We start from the raw sequence: 19187 nt of genomic DNA on the forward strand, positions 1-19187 counted from the left end.
CGAAGGCTTACTTAAGGCCGGGGCCCAGCGGCTGAACTTTTTCAGTAACCTGTAAGCTTTACTGAAAATCCTTTTACGCAGCCCCGCCCGGCCTCCTTGGCTTAACAAAGTACTTGTATATCTCCTGGATTGATACAGGCGCCGCCAGCCCCCAGTCAGAAGGCCTCCAGCTGACACCCAACTAGCTTGGCCTGAGAGCATGAGTTCCAGGATAAGGCTCGTGACCCTGGCCGTGGCCGCGGCGGCGGTAGTCGCCGTGTTCCTAATGGCCAGCTCGTCGGCCGCCTTCCTGCTCTACGGCTACCAGGGCAAGCTCCACGTGTTCGCGCCTCCAGCGCCGGCCTCCTTTGGGCCTGGCGTGGCTTCTCCCTGGGCTACGTTCAGTACAATGCCGACGACCTCGCCTTACACAGGGGGCTTCAAGCTCCACGCAACCCTCTACAACTCTACGAGCGCTTACAGCGACATAGGCACGATGACCGTCTACTCCGACCAGCTGGCGATAACAGTTGCCAGCGTGTCAGGGTCGCTGATAGGGGGAAGCGGCTCATACGCTAAGTCAGTAATTATAGAGATAGAGCCAGCCGGGACCCCTCCGCTGCCTCCAGGGACTTACTACGGCTGCACAATTGAGATAAACGAGACCAGCAACGGCCCGCTGGAGTACTACTATGAGTACACCTACGCTGTGAGCCCCTCGGGCACCACGACAACCGGGCCTACATCGGCCCAGCAGTGCTGGCTCACGGGCAAGTCGCCTGGCGGCATGCCATACTACGTAACTATAACGGTCGTGGGCAACTCAAACCAGATGGTCACCCCTGGCGAGGACCTCGGATCGCTGCTGGTGAGCTTTAACTTCAACGCGGCCTGGTACCCCACGTCAGCCCCTCCATCATCGCCTGCACCGCCGCCGGGCGGCGGTGGCAGCTCTTAGCCTGAGCGGCCAGCGGCCTGAAGTGAAAGGCAAGGCTCAATCCAACTTACTTTTTTGTTTCCCTCCTTCCTTATTTTCCAGCCTCCTTGGAGTGCGGCTTCCCCTGCAGCCCCCGGCTTGTGGTAACCCCAGCCGGCTTGAGCCAACAGGGGCGTTTGGCTTTAGCGGCCCTTAGAGCTGCTCCATCGCCCTGGGCTCGCAAGGCCCACAGGCCAAAGCAAAGAGGGCAACGGCAACTACAGTCAAGAAAGCCTGCGCTGAGCCGCTCGGTGGGCCGCTCACTCTAGCATCTCAGAGAAGAGCTGCCTGAGGTCGTCCTTGCTCATGGTCTTTGGCGAGAGCACCAGCAGCCTCTGCTGGGCCCACGCCCCCTCCACCAGGGCGTCGAGGTCGGACCTGGTGAAGCCTATCTCCTTGAGGTTAGTTGGCACGTGTAGGTCCTCGAGCAGCTTCATGTAGAAGTCGAATATCCTCTCGCCGACCTCCCTCGGCGTCCCGCTGTCGTCAAGGCCCAGGGCCCTGGCCACCGCCCTGAACTTGTCCTCGTTGTAAGGCGCCAGGAACCTGAAGGCGTAGGCGGCAGGAATCGCCGTGCTTATGCCGTGGGGCACTATGGGGTAGCCGAAGTCGTAGTCCGGCGGGTGCCAGTCCCTCACCATGCCGGCTATCGGGTAAGCCATGGCGTGCGGCACGTGGACCCCCGCGTGCCCGAAGCCAAGGCCTGCGAGGTTTGCGCCGAGCTGCATGTAGTACCTGGCCTCTATGTCGTATGGGTCGGCGTAGGCCCTCCTTAGGTACTTGGCGACCCAGGTTATCACTGGAAGGAACAGGTCACCTATGGGGGTTGAGCCTGCGTAGACAGGCCTCTCCGCAGGGGACACCGCTGGCCTCGCGGTGTACGGGTGCGCCGTTATGGACTCTATGGCGTGGTTGAGCACGTCAAGCCCCGTGGAGGCGGTGACGGTGGGCGGCATGCTTATGGTGGTAAGCGGGTCCACTATGGCGACTGAGGGCCTCAGGTACTGGTTGCTGACGCCTGTCTTGACGTGAAGCTTCTTTATGTCAAGCACGGCCACGTTGGTGTTCTCCGCCCCGGTGCCAGCTGTGGTGGGCACGGCTATCATAGGCTTCAGGGGCCCAGGGGGAGACATCCCCTTGCCCACTGGCTTGTTGACGTAGTCCATAAGGTCAGCCGGGTAGCTGTAGAGCAGGTTCAGCAGCTTGGCGGTGTCTATCGTCGAGCCCCCTCCTAGGGCCACGAAGCCGTCCACCCTCAGGTCCTTGACCTTCGAGAAGCCCTGAACTATGGCCTCGTCGTCAGGCTCCACGTGGACGTCGGTGAAGACCTCAACCTTTATCCCCTGCGACTCAAGGCTTCCCCTGACCTGCTCAGCCAGCTTGCTCTCGGCCAGCCTCCTGCCGACGACCAGGAGCACGCTCGTCATGCCGAGCCTCCTGGCCTCGTAGCCCACGTCCTTTGACGCTCCCAGGCCGAACTTGATGTAGGGCAGGTTTATCACAAACACGGAGTCCGTGAGCTCCGAGTAAGCCAGGTACGCCATCCTCTCGCCGAGCTTCAATGAGCGCCCGAGGCCTTAGCCACAGGCATGGCCTGCGCTACTAATTTCCCACTGTATTTATTTTACAAGATGTATAAAATAAGAGTACAGAAGGGGGGAAGCCAAGGGGTGAGAGGGCTTGGCCGAGACAGGCGTGAGGCACGCCTACCTCTTTGACTACGGCCTCATGCAGGCCGAGTGGGGCTGGTTCCTGCCGGACCCGGCGACCAACAGCCAGAGGGACAAGCCGAGGAGGTGGGTGGAGTTCCCCATGGCCGGGGCCCTCATAGAGCACGAGGACGGCTGGATAATGATAGACAGCGGCCCCAGCCCCGACGCGGCCAAGGTGTGGCCCAAGGACTCCTTCGAGGCGTTCCCAGTGGTGAGGTTCACGGAGGAGAACAGGTCCGACTACCAGCTCAAGCAGCTTGGCCTTAAGCCTGAGGACATAAGGGCCATAATATTCACGCACCTACACCTTGACCACGCTGGCCAGGCCTACATGTACAGGGACAGCGCGTTCCTAATAGCCCACAGGCTTGAGCTTCAGCACGCCCTGACGCAGATATGGGAGGGCAAGTACGGGGCCTACGTGCCCGGGGACTTCGAGCCGCTCAAGGGGGCCAAGTGGGTACTCATTGACGAGGAGAGGCTTGAGCTGCTGCCGGGCATTGAGGTCATACACACGGGAGGCCACACGCCGGGCCACATGGTTGTGAAGGTGGAGGCCCCCAACGGGGAGACCTGGTACTTCATGGGGGACTTCTTCCACATGCCTGAGGAGTTCCAGGCCGAGAGCAAGGGGTGGCTCCTCTACAACGGGGACCAGTTCGAGTCGTTCACAAGGAAGATGAAGTTCTGGGCCTCATCTAAGAGGGTACACATGTTCATGACCCACGACCCCACCAACTGGCAGAAGTACCCCAGGATACCTAGGCCCCTGTTCTGAGCCGCAGGGGCGCTGTCTTAATACTTCCCTTTTTCGCTGGGGAAGGGGGCTGGGCTTGGGAGGCTTCAGCAGGCTCATAAGGGTTGACCTGGCCAGAGGCGAGGCCAGGTACGACGAGCTGAGGGACGACGAGGTCAAGGCATACCTTGGCGGCAGGGGCATAGGCCTGCTCCTGGCCCTCAAGGGAGGCTACGGCAGGCCCCAGGACCCCTTCTCGCCTGAGCTGCCCCTCATAGTGGCCTCAGGCCCCCTCTCGGGCAGCGGGGTCCCCCTCTCCTCTAGGGCCACGGCGGTGTTCTTCTCGCCCCTGACCAGGAGGTGGAGCTACTCAACGGTGGGCGGCTCGCTGGCCGTCATAATGAGGTACGCAGGCGCCGACGTCCTGATGGTCACCGGCAGGGCCCCCAGGCCATCCTATATAGTGGTGGAGGGCGGCAGGGCAGAGGTGAAGGACGCCTCCGGCCTCTGGGGCACGGGGACCTTTGACGCTGAGAAAGCCCTTAAGGAGGCCCACGGCGACGAGGCGGCGGTGGCGGTCATAGGCCCGGCTGGCGAGAACCTGGTGCCTTTCGCCTCCATAAACCATGAGACCTGGAGGCAGTTCGGCAGGACCGGCGGAGGGGCCGTCATGGGCTCAAAGAACCTCAAGGCCATTGTCTTCGTGCCCAGCGGCAGGGCCGTGGAGGTCGCCGACCCGGAGAGGACGTGGTCAGTGATAGCCTATATGACGCAGAGGCTCGCAGCTGCGGCGAAGAGCTACAGGGACAACGGCACCCTGGGAACCATAGACGTGGCCAACGGCACCGGCTTCTTCCCCTCGCTCTACTGGAGCAGGGTGTCCGCCCCGGGCTGGAGGAGGATCTCGTGGTATGACGTGCTGAGCAAGTACTACTACACAGGCAAGAGGGCCACCTGCCTCCACTGCCCCGTGGCCTGCCACAAGGTTGTCACCTCGAGGAGGTACGGGGGCTACTACGAGCTCGAGTACGAGACCACCATGGCCCTGGCCGGGCTCACGGGCGTCGTTGACCCCGACGAGCTCATACAGCTCGCCTCCCTTGTTGACGACGTCGGGCTTGACACCATAAGCACTGGCAACGTCCTTGGGCTCCTGGCATACTTGACGGAGAGGGGCTACGTGGACCCAGCGGAGGGCGTGAGGTTTGGGGACGCAGCTCGCCTAAGGGAGCTGGTAACTGCGATAGCCAGGAGGGAGGGAATAGGGAAGGTCCTCTCCATGGGCGTCAGGGAGGCTGCCAGGGCCTTAGGTCACCCGGAGGCAGCGGTGGAGGTCAAGGGGCTTGACCCAGCTGGCTACGACCCCAGGACGCTCAAGGGCATGATATTAACTTACGCCGTAGCCGAGAGGGGCGCCGACCACCTGTGGAGCAGCGGGTACGCAGTAGACATACCTGGCCTGGCGGGCGGAAGGCAGGCCACAGGCGAGGAGAAGGTGAGGGCGGTGATGGACCTCGAGGAGAGGAACGCAATTTATGACAGCGCGGTGCTCTGCAAGTTCGGCAGGAACGCCTACGGCTGGGACGAGCTTGTCCAGGCGCTTAACGCCGTCACAGGGTTCGGCTACGACAGGGGGTCGCTCAGGGAGACCGCGGAGAGGATAATAGTGCTGCACAGGTACCTGAACGGCACAACCGTTGACGACGACAGGCTGCCCCCCAGGTGGCTCAAGGAGCCCGTGGAGTTCGAGGGCAGGAGCTACGTTGTTACTGAGGACGAGTGGAGGAGCATGGTAACAACATACTATAAGCTAAGGGGCTACGACGAGGAGGGGAGGCCGACAAGGGAGACCCTTGAGAGGCTGGGCATAGTTAGGGAGGCCGGGGGACCTGGGCGGGTGACCACTTAGGGCTGCGGGAGGTTAAACTGCATAACTGTCAAAATTCAAATTATTAGTAAAAATGTTTTTAAAGAGTGGGGCCTCCAGGGCAGTTTAGGTGTCCAGCTTGAGGAGCTACGTAAAGGCAGCGGCCCTAGCTGCGCTGCTGGCAGCGGCCCTGGCGGCCCCCATGGCTGCGGCTCACCTAATATTTGTCTACAATGAAAAGGTGAGCTTCAAGGCAGTGACGCCAGTGATCTTCAAGGCAGGCCCTGAGGCCAGCGCCGTTCAGCTGAGCCTCTACAACGTGACAGGAGGCAATACGGGCACTGCCGGGGCCTTCATAACGCTCACCATACCGGTCACTAACGCGACCTACGAGTACGTGTACCAGCCGCTTGAACTGTACGTCAACAACGTCTTTGCGACAGGAACCCCAGTGCTCTCAGTGGCCTCGTGCAGCTACACTGGCTCAGCCACCCTAAGCAGCGTGACCCTGGTAATTTACCCCACCAGCAGCAGCCCCGGCCAGGGAGAGAACATAACCATAACACCGTCAACTTCGTCATGCAGCGCCACGGGCACTGCAACGCTCGCGCAGGGCTCAACCTACTACGTTGACTTCAAGGTGATCCCCGCCCTGCCAGTGCCCTATCAGAGCAGCGGCACGCTCACGCTGTACCTTGAGGTAGAAAACGTGACCTCATCTTCATGACGGCTACAGGCTCCCTTTTAGGCTCTTTTAAGAGGTTCCTCAGGGGCTGGCGGGGCAGGCCTTGAGCGAGAGCAGCCTAAACTACGTCTACGCGGCCGTAGTGATATTGGTGTCTGTCCTAGGAGCACTTGTGGTGCTGAAGTACCTGGGGCCCCTCGGCCGCCCTCTGCCGAAGCCCCCGTTTAACGTGAGCCTAGATAACGTGAGCGGCGTTGGGGACAGGCTTTACGTTAACTTAACGATAAGCGATTGCCAAGTGAGGCCCCTGGCGGGCTCCGTTGAGGTCTACCTGGGCGACAGGCCAGTGGAGTACGGCAGCTTTAACGCCACCTGCGGCCTCAACACAGTGGTCCTGCCCCTCCAGCCCCAGCTCGTCGGCGCCGTGGCAAGGTTTGCAGTTAACGTGTCCCTGGGGGACAGGGGCTACGTCATCTCATACTTCGAGAGGCTGGTCACTGCAGCCATGTCTGTTAGGCCCGTCAACATAATATTCGAGGACGGCAGGCCGTTCCTGGCCCTGAGCTACGTCTCCCCGTTCCCCATCGTGGTGTCTGTAAGCCAGGTGACGTACATAAACTACAACCTCTCGGTCCTGGTGCTGTCCGGGTGCTCATCCCCAAGGGAGTCTGCGCCGGCGGGCCAGGGGACAGTTGAGCTCCCCCTGCTCAACTGCACCTATAAGAACCTGAGGGCCCTGGCGCCAGGGGACGTGTACCAGGTCAGGGCGCTCGCCAACGTGACCTACCTCTCGCCCTACGGAAACACCACCCAGGAGGTGGGACTCCTTGGTTACCAGGGCTAGGCTGCTAATGGCAGTGGCCTCCTCGCTGATAATAGCCTCGCTTGGCGCAGTGGCCGCACTGCCAGCGGTTGTTGCCGACGCCAGGTACTATTATATAGAGGTGGGCCTAATCTCAAGGGTGGAGACCCCCACCTACTCCAGGGTTGTCCTGTACCCTCCCATGGCTGTGCCAGAGGCGCTTCTGGGGGCCTCAGCGGTCTACATGGCGTTCAACAGGAGGGCCAGGGCGGCCTACCTTGCCCTCGCGGCGCTCTCATATTACTTCACGGCATCCCTTGAGGTTGCCGAGGGCCTAAGGGGTCTTGGGGGCCTGGCCATAGACTACGGCCCCTCCTCAGTCCTTGTGGTGCCGGGTGCCTCTGTAAGCCTTGACTACGCCTCGGTGGCCCTGCTAACCGCCTCGGCCGCGACCGCCCTAGTAGCCTCCACGTGGCAGGAGGCCAGGAGGGCGATAGCTGAGGCCGCCGAGAGGCTTGCCAGGGCCAGGTTCAGGCTTGGCCTCGAGGAGCTCAGGGGGAGGAGCCCTGGGCTGGCAAGGGCCGTTGAGCTCTACTCAAGGTACTCCCCAGGCTACGGCGAGGCGAGGTCAGGCCTCTACGGCAAGGGGGAGCCCATAAGGGAGGCCGCCGACAGGGAGGCGAGGAGGCTCTTCGGCGTGGGGATTGAGGAGCTTGAGAGGACAAAGCCCTGGGCCGCCAAGGAGATAATGGAGAGGGCCAGGTACCTGAGGAGGCACGTCAATAAGGGGGGCGCTGAGCGGTCGGGGGGAGCTCAGTGAGGCCAGCAGTCGCCATGGCGATTGCCCTGCTCGTCATTGTCATGGCAGCCGGGCTCATTGACTCGCTGGCCTCCCTCGTGTTCGTCTACAGGTTAAGCTCAGAGCTCCCAGCTGAGGCCAGCCCGCTCTACTTTGTGACGCCCGCCCAGCCCCCGGCCTACTGCGGCGACGCGGTGAGGTATGCAAACGCCTACAACGCTTCCTTCAGCGCCAGCGGACTGGCATTCACGCTGCAGAACGTGTCTGCCTCAGGCTCAACATACTACCTGCTGAGCTGGCCTGTCCTGCTCTACAACGTCACGCGGCCCGGCGTCCTGGGCCTCTACCTCCCGAGCGGGACGCTGCTGTGGGCTGGCGACGTGTCGCCGCCGCCCCACGGCTACCTCTACGACTACCTCAGCCTCAGCTCGCCGCTCACCTCCACGGCCACGTACAGCGGCCAGGTGAACTTCACGACGTCGTCGCTCTACCCCGGCGTCTGGTTCACCTACGGCTGGAGGGTCACGGTGTCGCCGCCCCTGAAGGTCAACGTCCTGAGCCTCGTGGACGGGCAGTCGTACCAGGCGACGCTCGTCTACCAGGGGGACTACGACACGACACCGACCAGCCTGTGGCCGCGCGACCTGAGCGGGCCAGCGGCGACAACATACTACTGGGACAACTGGTTCCCCAACGCGGCGACCCAGGCGGTCATGAACGTGACGCCGGGCACCCTCACGCCCTTCTTCTACGGGGTCCCCGAGGCGGGCGCGGTGTTCTGGAGCTACAGCTACAAGGCCGGGGAGAACGTCACGCTGGAGGCGGTGCTCACGTACGCCAACAGCTCCACCGGCTACGTTGGGCACGGCCTCGTCCTCTACCTCTTCATTAGCCCCTACGGCTGGTCTGTCAAGCCGAGCTACAACTTCTCGGTCGTCTACGTCTCGTCCGAGGCCCTTAGCCAGATGCCGTCCCCCGTCATGGGCGACGTGATATTCCCGAACTCGTCGGTCAACTACCTAGTCGTCCAGTTCGACCCGGCCTGGGCCTACAACTACTTCTCGCTCACCGGCCCCAGCGTGCCGGGCTCCACGGGCCCGTGGAACGTCTGGGTCGTCACCGAGACCAAGGCGGGGAAGGGGAAGAGCACCTACTACAAGATAGGCTTCGCCCCCAGCCCGAGCCCCAACCTCGGCAGCCCCTGGAGCGGCTGGGACGGCTACGGCTCCTGGCCGTTCCTGTGGGTCCCCGACGCAGGGGACTACGTGCTGGTCTGCGTGAGGTACGACCCCTCTAACGGCTACCTCTACGGCTACGCCCAGGACCTGGACTGGCCGTTCTATGTGTCCTACCTTAAGGTCTACGTAGGCCCCTACTTCCCGCCCCCAGGCACAGGCAAGTACGCGTTTGGGGTTGGGGCCGGCACTGGGTACATTTACGCTGCCGACTGGGGCCTCGTTTTCGCTAACATCTCTTCGTGAGGAACTGCCAATAGCTTAAAGGAGGGACGTCAGACAAAGTCTGCGGCGCTGGGCGGCATCCTCCTGGGCATAATACCAGCTCCAGCTGCTGGTCAGCTACTCCCTGCCGAACGGCACGGCCTTCGTGGGCTGGCTCCCAGTCGGCTACGTGCTGAGGTTCCCGACTACCATAAACGTGAGCAGCGGCGTGTCCTACGAGCTCGTGTCGCCCGAGGAGGCGGTGGTCATCTCGCCTGGTACAATACCTGTCGAGTACTCGCCCAGGTTCCTGGCGAGCATAACTTACGCTAACGGCACCACCAGGAGCCTCTGGGCGTCGCTGGGCTGCACTGTTAAGCTGGAGTCGCCGGCTCAGCCCCTCCACGCTGTCAGGTGGGTCGGCACCTTGGACCTCCCCAACGGCGCCTCAGTGAGCGTGGGGGAGCCCATGAGCGAGGCGGAAGTCGTTACGATTAAAGCGACAGAAGCAGAGGGCCTGGGCGCGGCTATCGTGGCCGCAGTGGCTGTTGCAGCGTCGCTCTCCCTGCTGCTAAGGAGGAGGCCCTAGCGCTCACAAGAAAACGTGTTCTAAAACAAAAAAGCCTTTTAAGCTAAGTTATTGGGGCTCAGCGCCTCCTCAGCAGCAGGACAGCGGCCGCCACCACTATTATGATTACTACAACTGCTATGCCCACGTAGAGGCCCACGGGCGTGGGCTTGTGGACAGGCGTCGGCGTCGTTGTAGTTGTTGTCGTTGTGCTTGTCGTTGTCGTGGTGGTGGTCGTCGTAGTAGATGTTGTTACCGAGGTAACAGTGCTAGTTGTGCTTGTAGTAGTTATAGGCGTGGTCGTCGTCACCTGGGTCACGTATGGGTCGTTGCTTGTCACCCACTGCTGCGGCACCTGCTCCATCGAGTATGCGCTGTAGTAGTACCACCAGGGCTCCGGCACGCTCTGGTTAACCAGGTGGAGGCACAGGAGCGCCGCGGGCCAGCCTATGAGCCAGTAGGAGGCCCAGTAGTTGTGGTCCTGGGTCGGGAACCCAGTTATAGTCTCGTTAACGTACTCGTAGGGCGAGTACGGGTAGAGCAGCGATATTGACGGCAGGGTCTCGACCCACAGCATCCCTACCCTGTTTATGTAGTACTCGTAGAGCGTGTTGTTGATCAGCCAGTACTGCATGGCCTTGTTCAGGTACTCCATGAACGGGTACTCTGACAGGTTTATCCACATGAAGCCGCCGAAGTCCATGGCGGACTCGTTTGCAGTCTTAGGTGAGAGCCTGGCGACGAACTGCTGGGCGGCTACAGGCACGGCGCCCATGCCCCAGAACCTGGCCATCCAGTAGTTCCCGCTCAGCAGGTCGGAGAACCACGTGCTGAACGGCAGGGTCTCGGGCTCCACGTTAAGGCCGATGGCCTTGAGCTCGTCAGCTATGAGCACGGCTGACTCGTCGTAGTCGGCCTCGCCGGAGGGCTCAATTATGGTCATCTGTATGTCCGATATGTCGGTGCCGTTAGGGGCGTAGAGCTGGCCGTTGACGAACTTGTAGCCGTGGGCCTCGAGCCACTTAATGGCGCCGCTCGCGTTGCCCTCAGGCGGGGCGAAGAACTCGGCCATGCTGACAACCGTTGAGTTGAACTCGCTTAGAAGCGATGGGGGCACGGGCAGGTCAACGGCAGGGGGCTCGTAGCCGTACTCCGCTATGTAGTCAAGTGCCGTCCTGTTTATTGCCATGCTTATGGCCTGCCTCAGAACCGGGTCGCTGAGGGGCCACCTCCTGTAGTTGAGGAAGAAGTCCACGGGGAACGCTATGCCCGAGAGCAGGTAATGGTAGTACTGCGGGTTCTTGGCCACGAACGTCTGGTTTATGTTAGGTATGACCACGTTAGTCCAGTCCACCTGGCCCGCCAGCAGGGCCTCTATGAGCGCTGAGGTGCTTGGGTAAGCTGGGAAGTAGAGCCACTTTATGTGGGGCTCCCCAGGTATCCAGTAGTGGGGGTTGGCCACGGCCACCACCATCTGGGGCGAGTAGCTGTAGGGCAGGTACGGCCCGGTGCCGCTGCCGTTTATCAGAGGGCTGTTTATGGGCAGGGCCACGGTAGCTGGGCTGGTCTTATTGAGGCCAACGAAGGTCCCGTTGGGCAGCTGCTCTATGGGCCACACCTTCTCCCAGGTCAGGGCGTCCACTATGTGCTCCGTGGCCACTGTTAGGAAGTCAAGGGTCTGGTTGCCGCTCAGGACTATCTCTACCTCGTAGGGGCCCAGCACCGTGACGTTAGCTATCATTGACGCCAGGGGACCCGGTATCGAGCCGTAGTTGCTGGGCAGGTCGTAGGCCTTGGTGAGCCCGAAGGTGTACCACACGTCAGTGGCGTTGAACGGGTCCCCGTTAGCGAACGTAACTCCCCTCCTGAGCCAGAATATTATTCCCAGCGTGGGCACCTTGACCAGCCTGCCGCTGGCGTTCTCCCACATGTACGCCGTGACGAAGGTGTAGTTGGAGGCCAGCCACGGTATCATCGCGCCGGTCACTGGGTTGAAGTAGATAAGGGGCTCAAAGAATATCTCAAGCAGGTCGTTGGGCAGCGACGTCGTTGATGAGAAGGGGTTGAAGTTGTTTGTGAACGTTATCCCCGTGGCCCCAGCCAGGGTCATGCTTCCCTCAGGGGGAGGGTAGCTGTAGGACTGGGCCCTGGTGGCCGCCCCGCCGTACGCAAGGGGGTAGGCCAGGGCAAAGGCGACCAGGATAACTAGGGCCGCGACTATCCATCTTGTACCCAAGAGGGGATGCACCACTGCGCGGGGAATCTTTCAGAAGCTAAAAATATTTACATCAGTGAGTTAAAGCTGGGAAGAGCGAGAGCGTCGGCCTCCCCTCAGAGGGTGGGCTCGGCACCTCCTCCCCCTCAAGGTAGCCCCTCCTGGGCTCCTGGCTAAGCAGGGGAAGGGTCTGGGTGCAGCCCTCCTGGTAATATGAGTACGCCAGCCTTGTCCACACCTGGAAGAACTCCGCCAACGCCGCCTGGCCGCCGCCGGGCCTCACGGCCCTTATTGTACCCCTCTCAACGTCAACGACCGGCAGGGCTGGGTCCTGGTTGCCCCCTGTCATGGCGAAGAGCTCTGCCTGACCCGAGAGGGTGTCCAGGGAGGCGACCAGGTTGCCGGCCGAGCTGACGAGCCTCCCCCTGCCCCCCACCTTAAGCCTGTCCCCGCCTCTGGTGACCAGCTCCTCCCCCTCGAGCCACGCGTAAGAGCCTATGGGAAGCGGGATGGCAACGCCGGGCACTTCGTCCACCTTCCTCCCGCTGAGGTCAACCACTTCCGTGTTAACAACGCCTCCCCTGTCGACCGCTATGAGCAGGTGCCTCCCGTCGGACTTGGAGCAGGTGATACATGATATAGGGTCCTCAAGCTCAAAGAGCCCCCTCCAGGAGGGCAGCTCGTCCAGCCTGTAAGAGCTGGGCCCGTTTTCGGCCAGGTCGTCCAGGTTTACCTTGCCGACAACTATGCCCTTGCCTGGGGGCGAGTTGCCGGCCACCACCACCAGCTCGTCGCCGTCCGTGGGTACTACAGCCAGGTGGCTCATGAACGGGGTCTCAAAGCCCCTGAGCGAGAGCCTGGCAACTATGTCGCTGTGGTCGCCCCTCAGGAGCCAGAGGTAGAAGCCGGTGCAGTCCCCTCCGTGTATTATGACGTCCCTCAGCGGGTCGTAGAGCGTGTACCTTGAGTTGGAGGTGCCGTTGCAGTTGTCGTAGCCGTCACAGAGGCAGATGACGTGGCCGTCCTCGAACCTCAGGCTGGCCCCGGAGTACCTGCAGCCGAGGCCGTTAACGACGCCGCTTGAGCCCACGGTGAAGTAGCTTACCGTGTCCCCAAGCGTCACGACCCTGACGAGGCCAAAGGCGCCGCTCTCCTCAAGGTCGTTCATGAGCTGGAACCTCTGGACCTCCAGGGGCCTCTTACCTAGCCTCACCACGTAGATTCCCGAGGAGCTGCCGACGTCGAGGTATATCCTCTTTATGTACCACACCACGAGCTCCTGGGGCGAGAGGACCCCCAAGAGGCCGAACTTAGAGGCCCCCCTTCCCGCGGCCGTCCTCCACTCTGCCACCTTCTCCAGTCTCAACAACCCCGCGGCGCCTCCTCCTGACCACCACTGAGCCGGGGACCACGAGGGTCACGAGGACCAGCACCCCTGCATGGGCGAGGTGTAGGCGAGGAGCCTGTCGACCTCCAGGTCCACCCCCACGTCCTTGGATAGCTTGGGGTCTATGGCCTCCACGTAGAGCACCCACCTGCCCCTTTCCACGTCAGGCAGTATGTCAACGTAGGTGTGTATTGGGTAGTCCTCCCTCTCGTAGGGCGACGAGGGCCTCCACTCTGCGTAGTAGACCTGCTTAAGGTTAACGTTATCTATGTCTATTATGTAGGCGCCCACGTTCCTGGTCACGTGGGCCCCGTTGACCTGGTAGAGCGTGACCGAGCCGACGAACATTGGGCCATGCGCCGTGGGAAGTATCCTGCCGTTGAGCAGGAACGCTGGGTTGGCCGGCTGCATGCCCCCGTCAACTGTGGGCACGCCAAGCTTAGTCCACCTGACGCCGTCCCTGCTGACAGCAAGCTCCGTGCGCACCGTGGCCTCCCCGGCCCCCACGGCCTTGCAAAGCGCTATGAAGAGGCCGTCAACGTAGTCTATTGTGCAGTCCCTGGCCTCACTGGCGTCATAAGGCGTGTCCCTCCCTATCACGACCCCCACGGGCCTCCAAGGCCCCTTAGGGTCGTCCGACCTGTAGAGGGCAGTCTCCCAGAGGTGCGGGCCCACGTCTATGGACATGTAAAGCATGAGCTCCCCCGTGGCCGGGTCAACGAGCAGCTGGCTGTTCTCAACACTGTACACGCTCACCTTGAGGTCCCTTGAGATGTCCTCCTTGCTTATGAAGCTCGCCAGGCTGAGCGAGGAGAGGCCGTCGGGCGAGGTGTAGACCTCGACCCCGTTGCCCCTGGACCTCAGCATCCTTGGCCTGGTGCTTATCAGGTACTCATTGTCCGAGAGCTTTATCGCCTTCCCAGCGCCCCTCCACGAGCCGGGCTCTGTGGATGGAGGGTCAAGGACAACGCCGTAGAAGGAGCGGCGGCCGAAGATGCCGTGAGGGCTTACGCTGAAGCACCCCAGGACCACGCCGAGTCCCTTCCCACAGTTCTAGCTTACACATTTAAATCTTAGCTGAGTCCAGCGAAGTATACGGAGGTCCTGATGCCCAGGCTAAGGTGGGTGCTTGACAGGGTCCTGTTCTACTTCTCCCTCTGGCTCGCGGGCGTCACCGTGGACTTCTTCATACCCCACCTGCTGCCCCACAACATACTCTTCACGCTGATATACTCAAAGCTGATCAGCTACGGGGCGTCGGCGGGCCTCGTGGAGGAGTACATGAGGGAGTACCTGGCCCAGTTCGGGCCCCTCATAAAGCAGTACAGTGAGCCCATATACATTCAGTACATCGACTTCCTCAGGGACGTGTTCACCCTGAGGTTTGGCGTCTCGCTCGAGTACTACCCCTTTAAGGTGTCGGGCATAATAGGCCTGGGGGCGCCGTGGACCGTCCTCCTGGTGTACCCCTCCATAGCGCTGGCCTTCGTCATAGGCAACATACTTGGCAGGGCGGCAGCCCTGAGAAGGGGGAGCTGGAGGGACTACGCGATAGTCTCAGCCCTCATGTTCCTCTACACGTTCCCGGTCTTCGTTATGGGCGAGGTCCTCATAACGATATTTGCCGTTCACCTCAGGCTCTTCCCTCTCGAGAACCCCTACAACGAGAGGGCCTTCCCGAGGCCCACCATAAGCCTCCCCTTCGTGATCAGCGTGCTCCACCATGCAGCGCTGCCAATAATTACGCTTACCCTCTTCTCCCTGGCCGGCTGGGCCATAGGGATGAGGAACAACATGATACCGATACTCCAGGAGGACTTCATGCAGTACTACAGGGCCATAGGGGTCCCGGAGAAGGTCATAGCCAGCAGGGCCTACAGGACGGCGCTCCTGCCCAACTTCACTGGCTTCGCCATATCGCTGGGCTACTCCGTCCTAGGAGCCATAGCTATTGAGGGGCTCTTTAACTACGCCGGCCTGGGCTACTACTACGGCCAGGCCCTGCAGTCGCTCGACTACCCGCTGCTCAACGGCATACTCGTCATGCTGGTGACAGCCATGATAACGTCAAACCTGGCGGCAGAGCTGATATATGGCATACTTGACCCCAGGACAAGTAAGGCCGAGGTCGAGGGGCTTTGAGGCTGCCAGACAGGTATAGCCCGGCCTACAGGCTCTGGGAGGGCATATGGCAGCAGCCCGCCGCCAGGGCGGGCCTCATACTTTTCCTGGCGATCCTGGCGTTCTCAATAATTGGGGCCATCTGGACCCCTTACAACCCCTCGGCGTCGCTCTTCCCCCCAGGGCAGCCGCCCAGCCTCAAGCACCCCCTGGGCACGACGGTGTTCGGTCAGGACGTGCTCTCCCAGCTCCTGGCCGGCGGCCTTCCAGTCGTGGAGGTTGGCCTCGGGGTTGGGGCCCTGGGGACTCTCATATCAGTGCTCGTGGGGGTCTCCTCAGGCTACTACGCTGACTCTGCCCTAGGCAAGGCCATCAGCTGGCTCAACCAGCTCTTCCTGGTGGTCCCCGCGCTCATATTCATGATGTTCATAGCCGACTACATGCTGGCCCTCCACATAAGGCTCGGCTACCTTGGCCTGACGCTGGCCCTGGCCCTGACCAGCTGGCCCCCGAGCGCCAGGGCCATAAGGGCGCAGACGCTGACCATAAGGAGGAGGGAGTTCATACTGTCATCCCAGCTCATAGGGGAGCCCTGGTACAGGATAATGTTTGACGAGATAGTGCCCTACTCGCTCCCATACGTGGCCTCGGCATTCTTCTTCAACGCCCTCTACGGCGTCTTCGGCACGGCCCTCATATACTACCTGGGCCTCGGCAGCCTCAGGGCGGTGAACTGGGGCACCATGCTCTACTGGTCACTCTCGAGTTACGCGTACTTCACAGGGGAGTGGTGGTGGTACCTGCCGCCGGGGCTCATGATGGGCCTGCTGGCCATGTCCTTCGCACTCATGAACCTTGGTATTGACGCTGTGGCCAACCCGAGGCTCAGGGTCTGGAAGCCAAGGAAGGGGCCAGCGAGGGCTCAGTAATTTTATGCCAGGCCAGCCCAGCCTTATGGGTCAGCCGCTTGGGCTGGGAGCCGTTTGAGAGGCTCTACTCGAGGTACGACTCCTGGTTCTCCAGGAACGCCGTGACTGCGGGGAACGAGGTGAAGGCCCTGCTCAGGGCCGTGGAGGGGGCCGGGAGGCCGTGCGTGGAGGTCGGCTCAGGCACGGGCTTCTTCACCTCAAGGCTTGGCTGCCTGGGCGTCGAGCCAAGCGTCAACATGGCCAGGCTGGCCCTCGGGAGGGGTGTGCAGAGCGTCCAGGGCAGGGCCGAGGCCCTGCCGCTCAGGGACTCCTCGGTGGGCGCAGTGATATTTGTGGTCACGCTCTGTTTCATAAGCGACCCAGTTGCGGCTGTGGCCGAGGCGTCCAGGGTGCTCGCCAGGGGAGGCCTGCTCGTGAGCTGCATAGTTACCAGGAGCTCGCCGTGGGGGCAGCACTACATGGGCCTTGGGAGGGCGGGGCACCCGTTCTACTCGCTGGCCAAGTTCTACGACGTCGACGAGGTCGAGTCCATGGCCGTGTCCGCAGGGCTTATGCCGGAGGGGCACTTCGCGACGCTTACCTACGGCCCCCTCGACGAGCCCAGGGAGGAGGAGCCGAGGCCCTACACTGGGGTTGAGGGGTTCGTGTGCTCAAGGTTCAGGAAGGCCTAGCGTTTTAGAAGCTGGGAGCCCATTAAAGTGGCAGCGTTAGCCCAGGGCGGGGAAGGTTTAGCGGACCCTTGCCTCTTCCTCAAGCCCCCGGGCCCCTGGCGCTGCCTGGAGGGCCCAGGCCTACCCTTTCAGTCGGCCAAACCAGTTAAGAGAAGGCTATAACCTTCAGGGGCCCCCGCTCTGCGCGCGTCCGCACTAGGCCTAGCGCTGGAGCGCCTGCACTAGAGCGCTTCGGCGTCAGCTCTGCGATCCCCTAGCAGGGTAGGGGACTATGGGCACCATGAACTTCTCCTGCAGCTTGGCGAAGAAGTACCTCTTGTAGTAGGCTGCCTCGTTGACGTCAACGTAGGCCAGGGCGTTCTCCGGGCACGCCTTGACGCACTGCGGGTCGCCGCCGCAGAGGTCGCACTTCACGGCCTTCTTCTCAAGGTGGTCAATAGTTATAACCCCGTAGGGGCATACCTCCACGCACCTCTCGCAGCCGTCGCACCTGGCTCTGTCGATCACCACCGAGAACGTGTTGGGGTCCCTGTAGATCGCGTTGTGGGGGCAGACCCCGTCAACAGCGCACAGGCCGCACTGTATGCAGAAGAGCGGGGCGTCCAGGGGCTCCCTCTCAAGCCTCAGGACGTGGATTGCCGAGAGCTCGGGGTCAAAGACCTTGAAGTGCTCAAAGCTGCAGGCAAGCTCACACCTTCCGCACCCGGTGCACCTCTCAGGAATTGCAATGAGCTGCTTCAAGGCTCCTCCCAGGGTAAGAGGCCGACTAGAGTATTTCAATATATTCACGGCGGCCCGAAACGGCTTCTAAGGCCCCGCCCAGGCCCAAGTCAGCTGTGTAAGGGCGCCTGAGCTGAAGCTCCAACGCAGCCGCTGCAGAGGCTACCACGCAATGGCCTACGCTGCCGGAGACCGCTACCCTGGGGACGAGCTCTCCCAGGCCTGGCGCGACGTAATTTACTATGACGAGCACACCTGGGGCGCCTGGAGCTCAGTGAGCAAGCCCCTCAGCGACTTTGTTGAGGGCCAGTGGGCCACCAAGGCGGGCTTCGCGGCGAGGGCGCTGGCCAGGGCCGAGGAGCTGACCTACGGCCCGTACGTGGTCAACCCGTACCCCTACAGGGTCAGCGGCCTCGTGGACGGCTCGCTGGTCTCGCTGGACTACATGGACGCGGCCCACGCAGCCTCTAAGGAGCTGATCGAGGTCCAGGGTCCAGCAGGCGGCACCATAAGGGTTGAGGCTGGGAACTTTGAGGCGACCGTAAGGGACGGGAGGCTGGTGTCCCTCTACTTGAAGGACCTGGGCAGGGAGGTCATGGGGGACGCTGAGTACGGCGTTGACGAGCTCGTCTACGTAAAGGGGGGCAGGGGGACCTCAATGGAGAGCCCCCTCGATGGCTTCCCCGTCGAGGAGCCAAGGGAGGCGCCGAGGCCGAGGCTGGAGGTCGTCAGGGAGTACAGGTCGGAGCTCCTGGGCGTGTTTGAAAACGACGACGTAGTCAAGCTGGTGCTGCGATCCCAGTCCTACCTGACTAGCGTGGTCAAGGAGGTCTACATGTCCAAGAGGACCGACGAGGTCTTCATAAGCAACGTTGTAACCAAGGCGCACAACTACGACAAGGAGGGGGTCTACTTCGCGTTCCCGTTCTCCATGAGGCCAAGCTCCGTAATGGTAGAGGAGCCCGGGGCCTTCGTAGACATATCCAAGGACATAGTGAGAGGGGGCTGCAGGCTATGGTACGCGGTCAACGACTCCGTCCTCCTTAGGGGGCAGCCGTCGGCCTCCCTGGCGTCGTACGACGCGCCGCTCGTAACCGTCGGGGGCGTCTTTGATGGGGACTGGCGCAGGGACCCGGGGCCCAGCGGGCTCATAATGTCGTACGTTATGAACAACTACTGGCACACCAACTACAGGGCGGCCCAGGGAGGCACGTTTACCTTCAGCTACAGGCTGAGCTTCAGCGGCTCCGACATGACCCCCCTGCAGGCTCACCTGGCGTCTCTGACCCCGCTGAGGGGAAGGAAGTTCAAGGTGAGGCTGAGCCTCACGCCGGGGGCGGCCGTGACGTCCATAAAGCGGTGGGACCTCGGCGACGGCGTCGTGCTGAGGCTCCTAGAGCTTGACGGGGAGCCCAGGGAGCTCAGGCTTAAATCCGAGCTTAAGGGCTTCGAGGCGTTCACCTCAACCCTGCTCGAGGACTCCCTGCTGGAGGACCTGGGGCCAGCGGACGACGTGAAGGTGAGGCTCAGGCCGAGGGGCTACACTACCTTGGTGCTTTCGAGGTCGGCGCGCCGATAGGC

The 19187-nt window shown here is 61.9% G+C and carries 17 protein-coding genes; 12 read left to right on the forward strand and 5 right to left on the reverse strand.

The features are described 5' to 3' along the window. The first annotated feature begins 199 nt into the window (after positions 1 to 199). Positions 200 to 937, forward strand: a complete 738-nt coding sequence (locus ACZ5GQ_RS00005) for a hypothetical protein (protein WP_498856630.1) — start codon at positions 200 to 202, stop codon at positions 935 to 937. A gap of 278 nt (positions 938 to 1215) precedes the next feature. Here ACZ5GQ_RS00005 and ACZ5GQ_RS00010 read toward each other — a convergent pair whose 3' ends face one another. Further along, positions 1216 to 2499: a hydroxyacid-oxoacid transhydrogenase gene (locus tag ACZ5GQ_RS00010; RefSeq protein WP_498857406.1), complete on the reverse strand. Its 1284-nt coding sequence runs from the start codon at positions 2497 to 2499 to the stop codon at positions 1216 to 1218. Between the two features lie 136 nt (positions 2500 to 2635). On the opposite strand from ACZ5GQ_RS00010, the gene ACZ5GQ_RS00015 reads away from it, so the two are divergent. The 7 genes from ACZ5GQ_RS00015 to ACZ5GQ_RS00045 all read left to right on the forward strand — a co-directional run bounded on the left by ACZ5GQ_RS00015 (position 2636) and on the right by ACZ5GQ_RS00045 (position 9584). Further along, on the forward strand, positions 2636 to 3445 hold the full coding sequence (locus ACZ5GQ_RS00015; RefSeq protein ID WP_498856631.1) for an N-acyl homoserine lactonase family protein: 810 nt from the start codon (positions 2636 to 2638) through the stop codon (positions 3443 to 3445). 55 nt (positions 3446 to 3500) lie between these two features. Beyond that, complete coding sequence (locus ACZ5GQ_RS00020; RefSeq protein WP_498856632.1) at positions 3501 to 5312, forward strand: aldehyde ferredoxin oxidoreductase family protein; 1812 nt, start codon at positions 3501 to 3503, stop codon at positions 5310 to 5312. A 97-nt stretch (positions 5313 to 5409) separates the two neighbouring features. Then, entirely contained in the window at positions 5410 to 5997 is a 588-nt protein-coding gene (locus tag ACZ5GQ_RS00025; RefSeq protein ID WP_498856633.1) for a hypothetical protein, read from the forward strand. 61 nt (positions 5998 to 6058) lie between these two features. Beyond that, the gene (locus tag ACZ5GQ_RS00030; RefSeq protein WP_498856634.1) at positions 6059 to 6799 is read left to right on the forward strand and encodes a hypothetical protein; all 741 of its coding nucleotides are present in this window, start codon (positions 6059 to 6061) and stop codon (positions 6797 to 6799) included. Then, complete coding sequence (locus ACZ5GQ_RS00035; protein WP_498856635.1) at positions 6783 to 7577, forward strand: hypothetical protein; 795 nt, start codon at positions 6783 to 6785, stop codon at positions 7575 to 7577. Before ACZ5GQ_RS00030 ends, ACZ5GQ_RS00035 begins: the two co-directional genes overlap by 17 nt. Further along, complete coding sequence (locus tag ACZ5GQ_RS00040) at positions 7574 to 9037, forward strand: hypothetical protein (protein ID WP_498856636.1); 1464 nt, start codon at positions 7574 to 7576, stop codon at positions 9035 to 9037. The genes ACZ5GQ_RS00035 and ACZ5GQ_RS00040 overlap by 4 nt, the downstream gene beginning before the upstream one ends. 124 nt (positions 9038 to 9161) lie before the next feature. Further along, complete coding sequence (locus tag ACZ5GQ_RS00045) at positions 9162 to 9584, forward strand: MYXO-CTERM sorting domain-containing protein (protein ID WP_498856637.1); 423 nt, start codon at positions 9162 to 9164, stop codon at positions 9582 to 9584. A 58-nt stretch (positions 9585 to 9642) separates the two neighbouring features. Here ACZ5GQ_RS00045 and ACZ5GQ_RS00050 read toward each other — a convergent pair whose 3' ends face one another. Genes ACZ5GQ_RS00050 through ACZ5GQ_RS00060 form a run of 3 tightly spaced genes read right to left on the reverse strand, consistent with a single transcriptional unit; the run spans position 9643 to position 14197 of the window. Continuing rightward, positions 9643 to 11799 carry an ABC transporter substrate-binding protein gene (locus ACZ5GQ_RS00050; protein WP_498856638.1) on the reverse strand — a complete coding sequence of 719 codons (2157 nt, stop codon included), beginning with the start codon at positions 11797 to 11799 and terminating at the stop codon, positions 9643 to 9645. A gap of 52 nt (positions 11800 to 11851) precedes the next feature. Further along, positions 11852 to 13147: a hypothetical protein gene (locus ACZ5GQ_RS00055; protein WP_498856639.1), complete on the reverse strand. Its 1296-nt coding sequence runs from the start codon at positions 13145 to 13147 to the stop codon at positions 11852 to 11854. Between the two features lie 48 nt (positions 13148 to 13195). Continuing rightward, positions 13196 to 14197, reverse strand: a complete 1002-nt coding sequence (locus tag ACZ5GQ_RS00060) for a hypothetical protein (protein WP_498856640.1) — start codon at positions 14195 to 14197, stop codon at positions 13196 to 13198. A 75-nt stretch (positions 14198 to 14272) separates the two neighbouring features. Here ACZ5GQ_RS00060 and ACZ5GQ_RS00065 point away from each other — a divergent pair, with 75 nt between their 5' ends. Genes ACZ5GQ_RS00065 through ACZ5GQ_RS00075 form a run of 3 tightly spaced genes read left to right on the forward strand, consistent with a single transcriptional unit; the run spans position 14273 to position 16886 of the window. Then, positions 14273 to 15307 carry an ABC transporter permease gene (locus tag ACZ5GQ_RS00065; protein WP_498856641.1) on the forward strand — a complete coding sequence of 345 codons (1035 nt, stop codon included), beginning with the start codon at positions 14273 to 14275 and terminating at the stop codon, positions 15305 to 15307. Beyond that, a complete protein-coding gene (locus ACZ5GQ_RS00070; RefSeq protein ID WP_498856642.1) occupies positions 15304 to 16215 on the forward strand; it encodes an ABC transporter permease in 912 nt (303 codons plus the stop codon). Before ACZ5GQ_RS00065 ends, ACZ5GQ_RS00070 begins: the two co-directional genes overlap by 4 nt. A 38-nt stretch (positions 16216 to 16253) precedes the next feature. Beyond that, entirely contained in the window at positions 16254 to 16886 is a 633-nt protein-coding gene (locus ACZ5GQ_RS00075) for a class I SAM-dependent methyltransferase (protein ID WP_498856643.1), read from the forward strand. Positions 16887 to 17123: 237 nt separating this feature from the next. On the opposite strand, the gene ACZ5GQ_RS00080 is transcribed toward ACZ5GQ_RS00075, so the two are convergent. After that, positions 17124 to 17627 (reverse strand): 4Fe-4S dicluster domain-containing protein, encoded by a 504-nt coding sequence (locus tag ACZ5GQ_RS00080; RefSeq protein ID WP_498856644.1) that lies wholly within the window; start codon positions 17625 to 17627, stop codon positions 17124 to 17126. 151 nt (positions 17628 to 17778) lie between these two features. Here ACZ5GQ_RS00080 and ACZ5GQ_RS00085 point away from each other — a divergent pair, with 151 nt between their 5' ends. Continuing rightward, positions 17779 to 19185, forward strand: a complete 1407-nt coding sequence (locus tag ACZ5GQ_RS00085) for a glycosyl hydrolase-related protein (RefSeq protein ID WP_498856645.1) — start codon at positions 17779 to 17781, stop codon at positions 19183 to 19185. Positions 19186 to 19187 lie beyond the last annotated feature (2 nt).

Source organism: Caldococcus noboribetus (genome assembly GCF_055389385.1).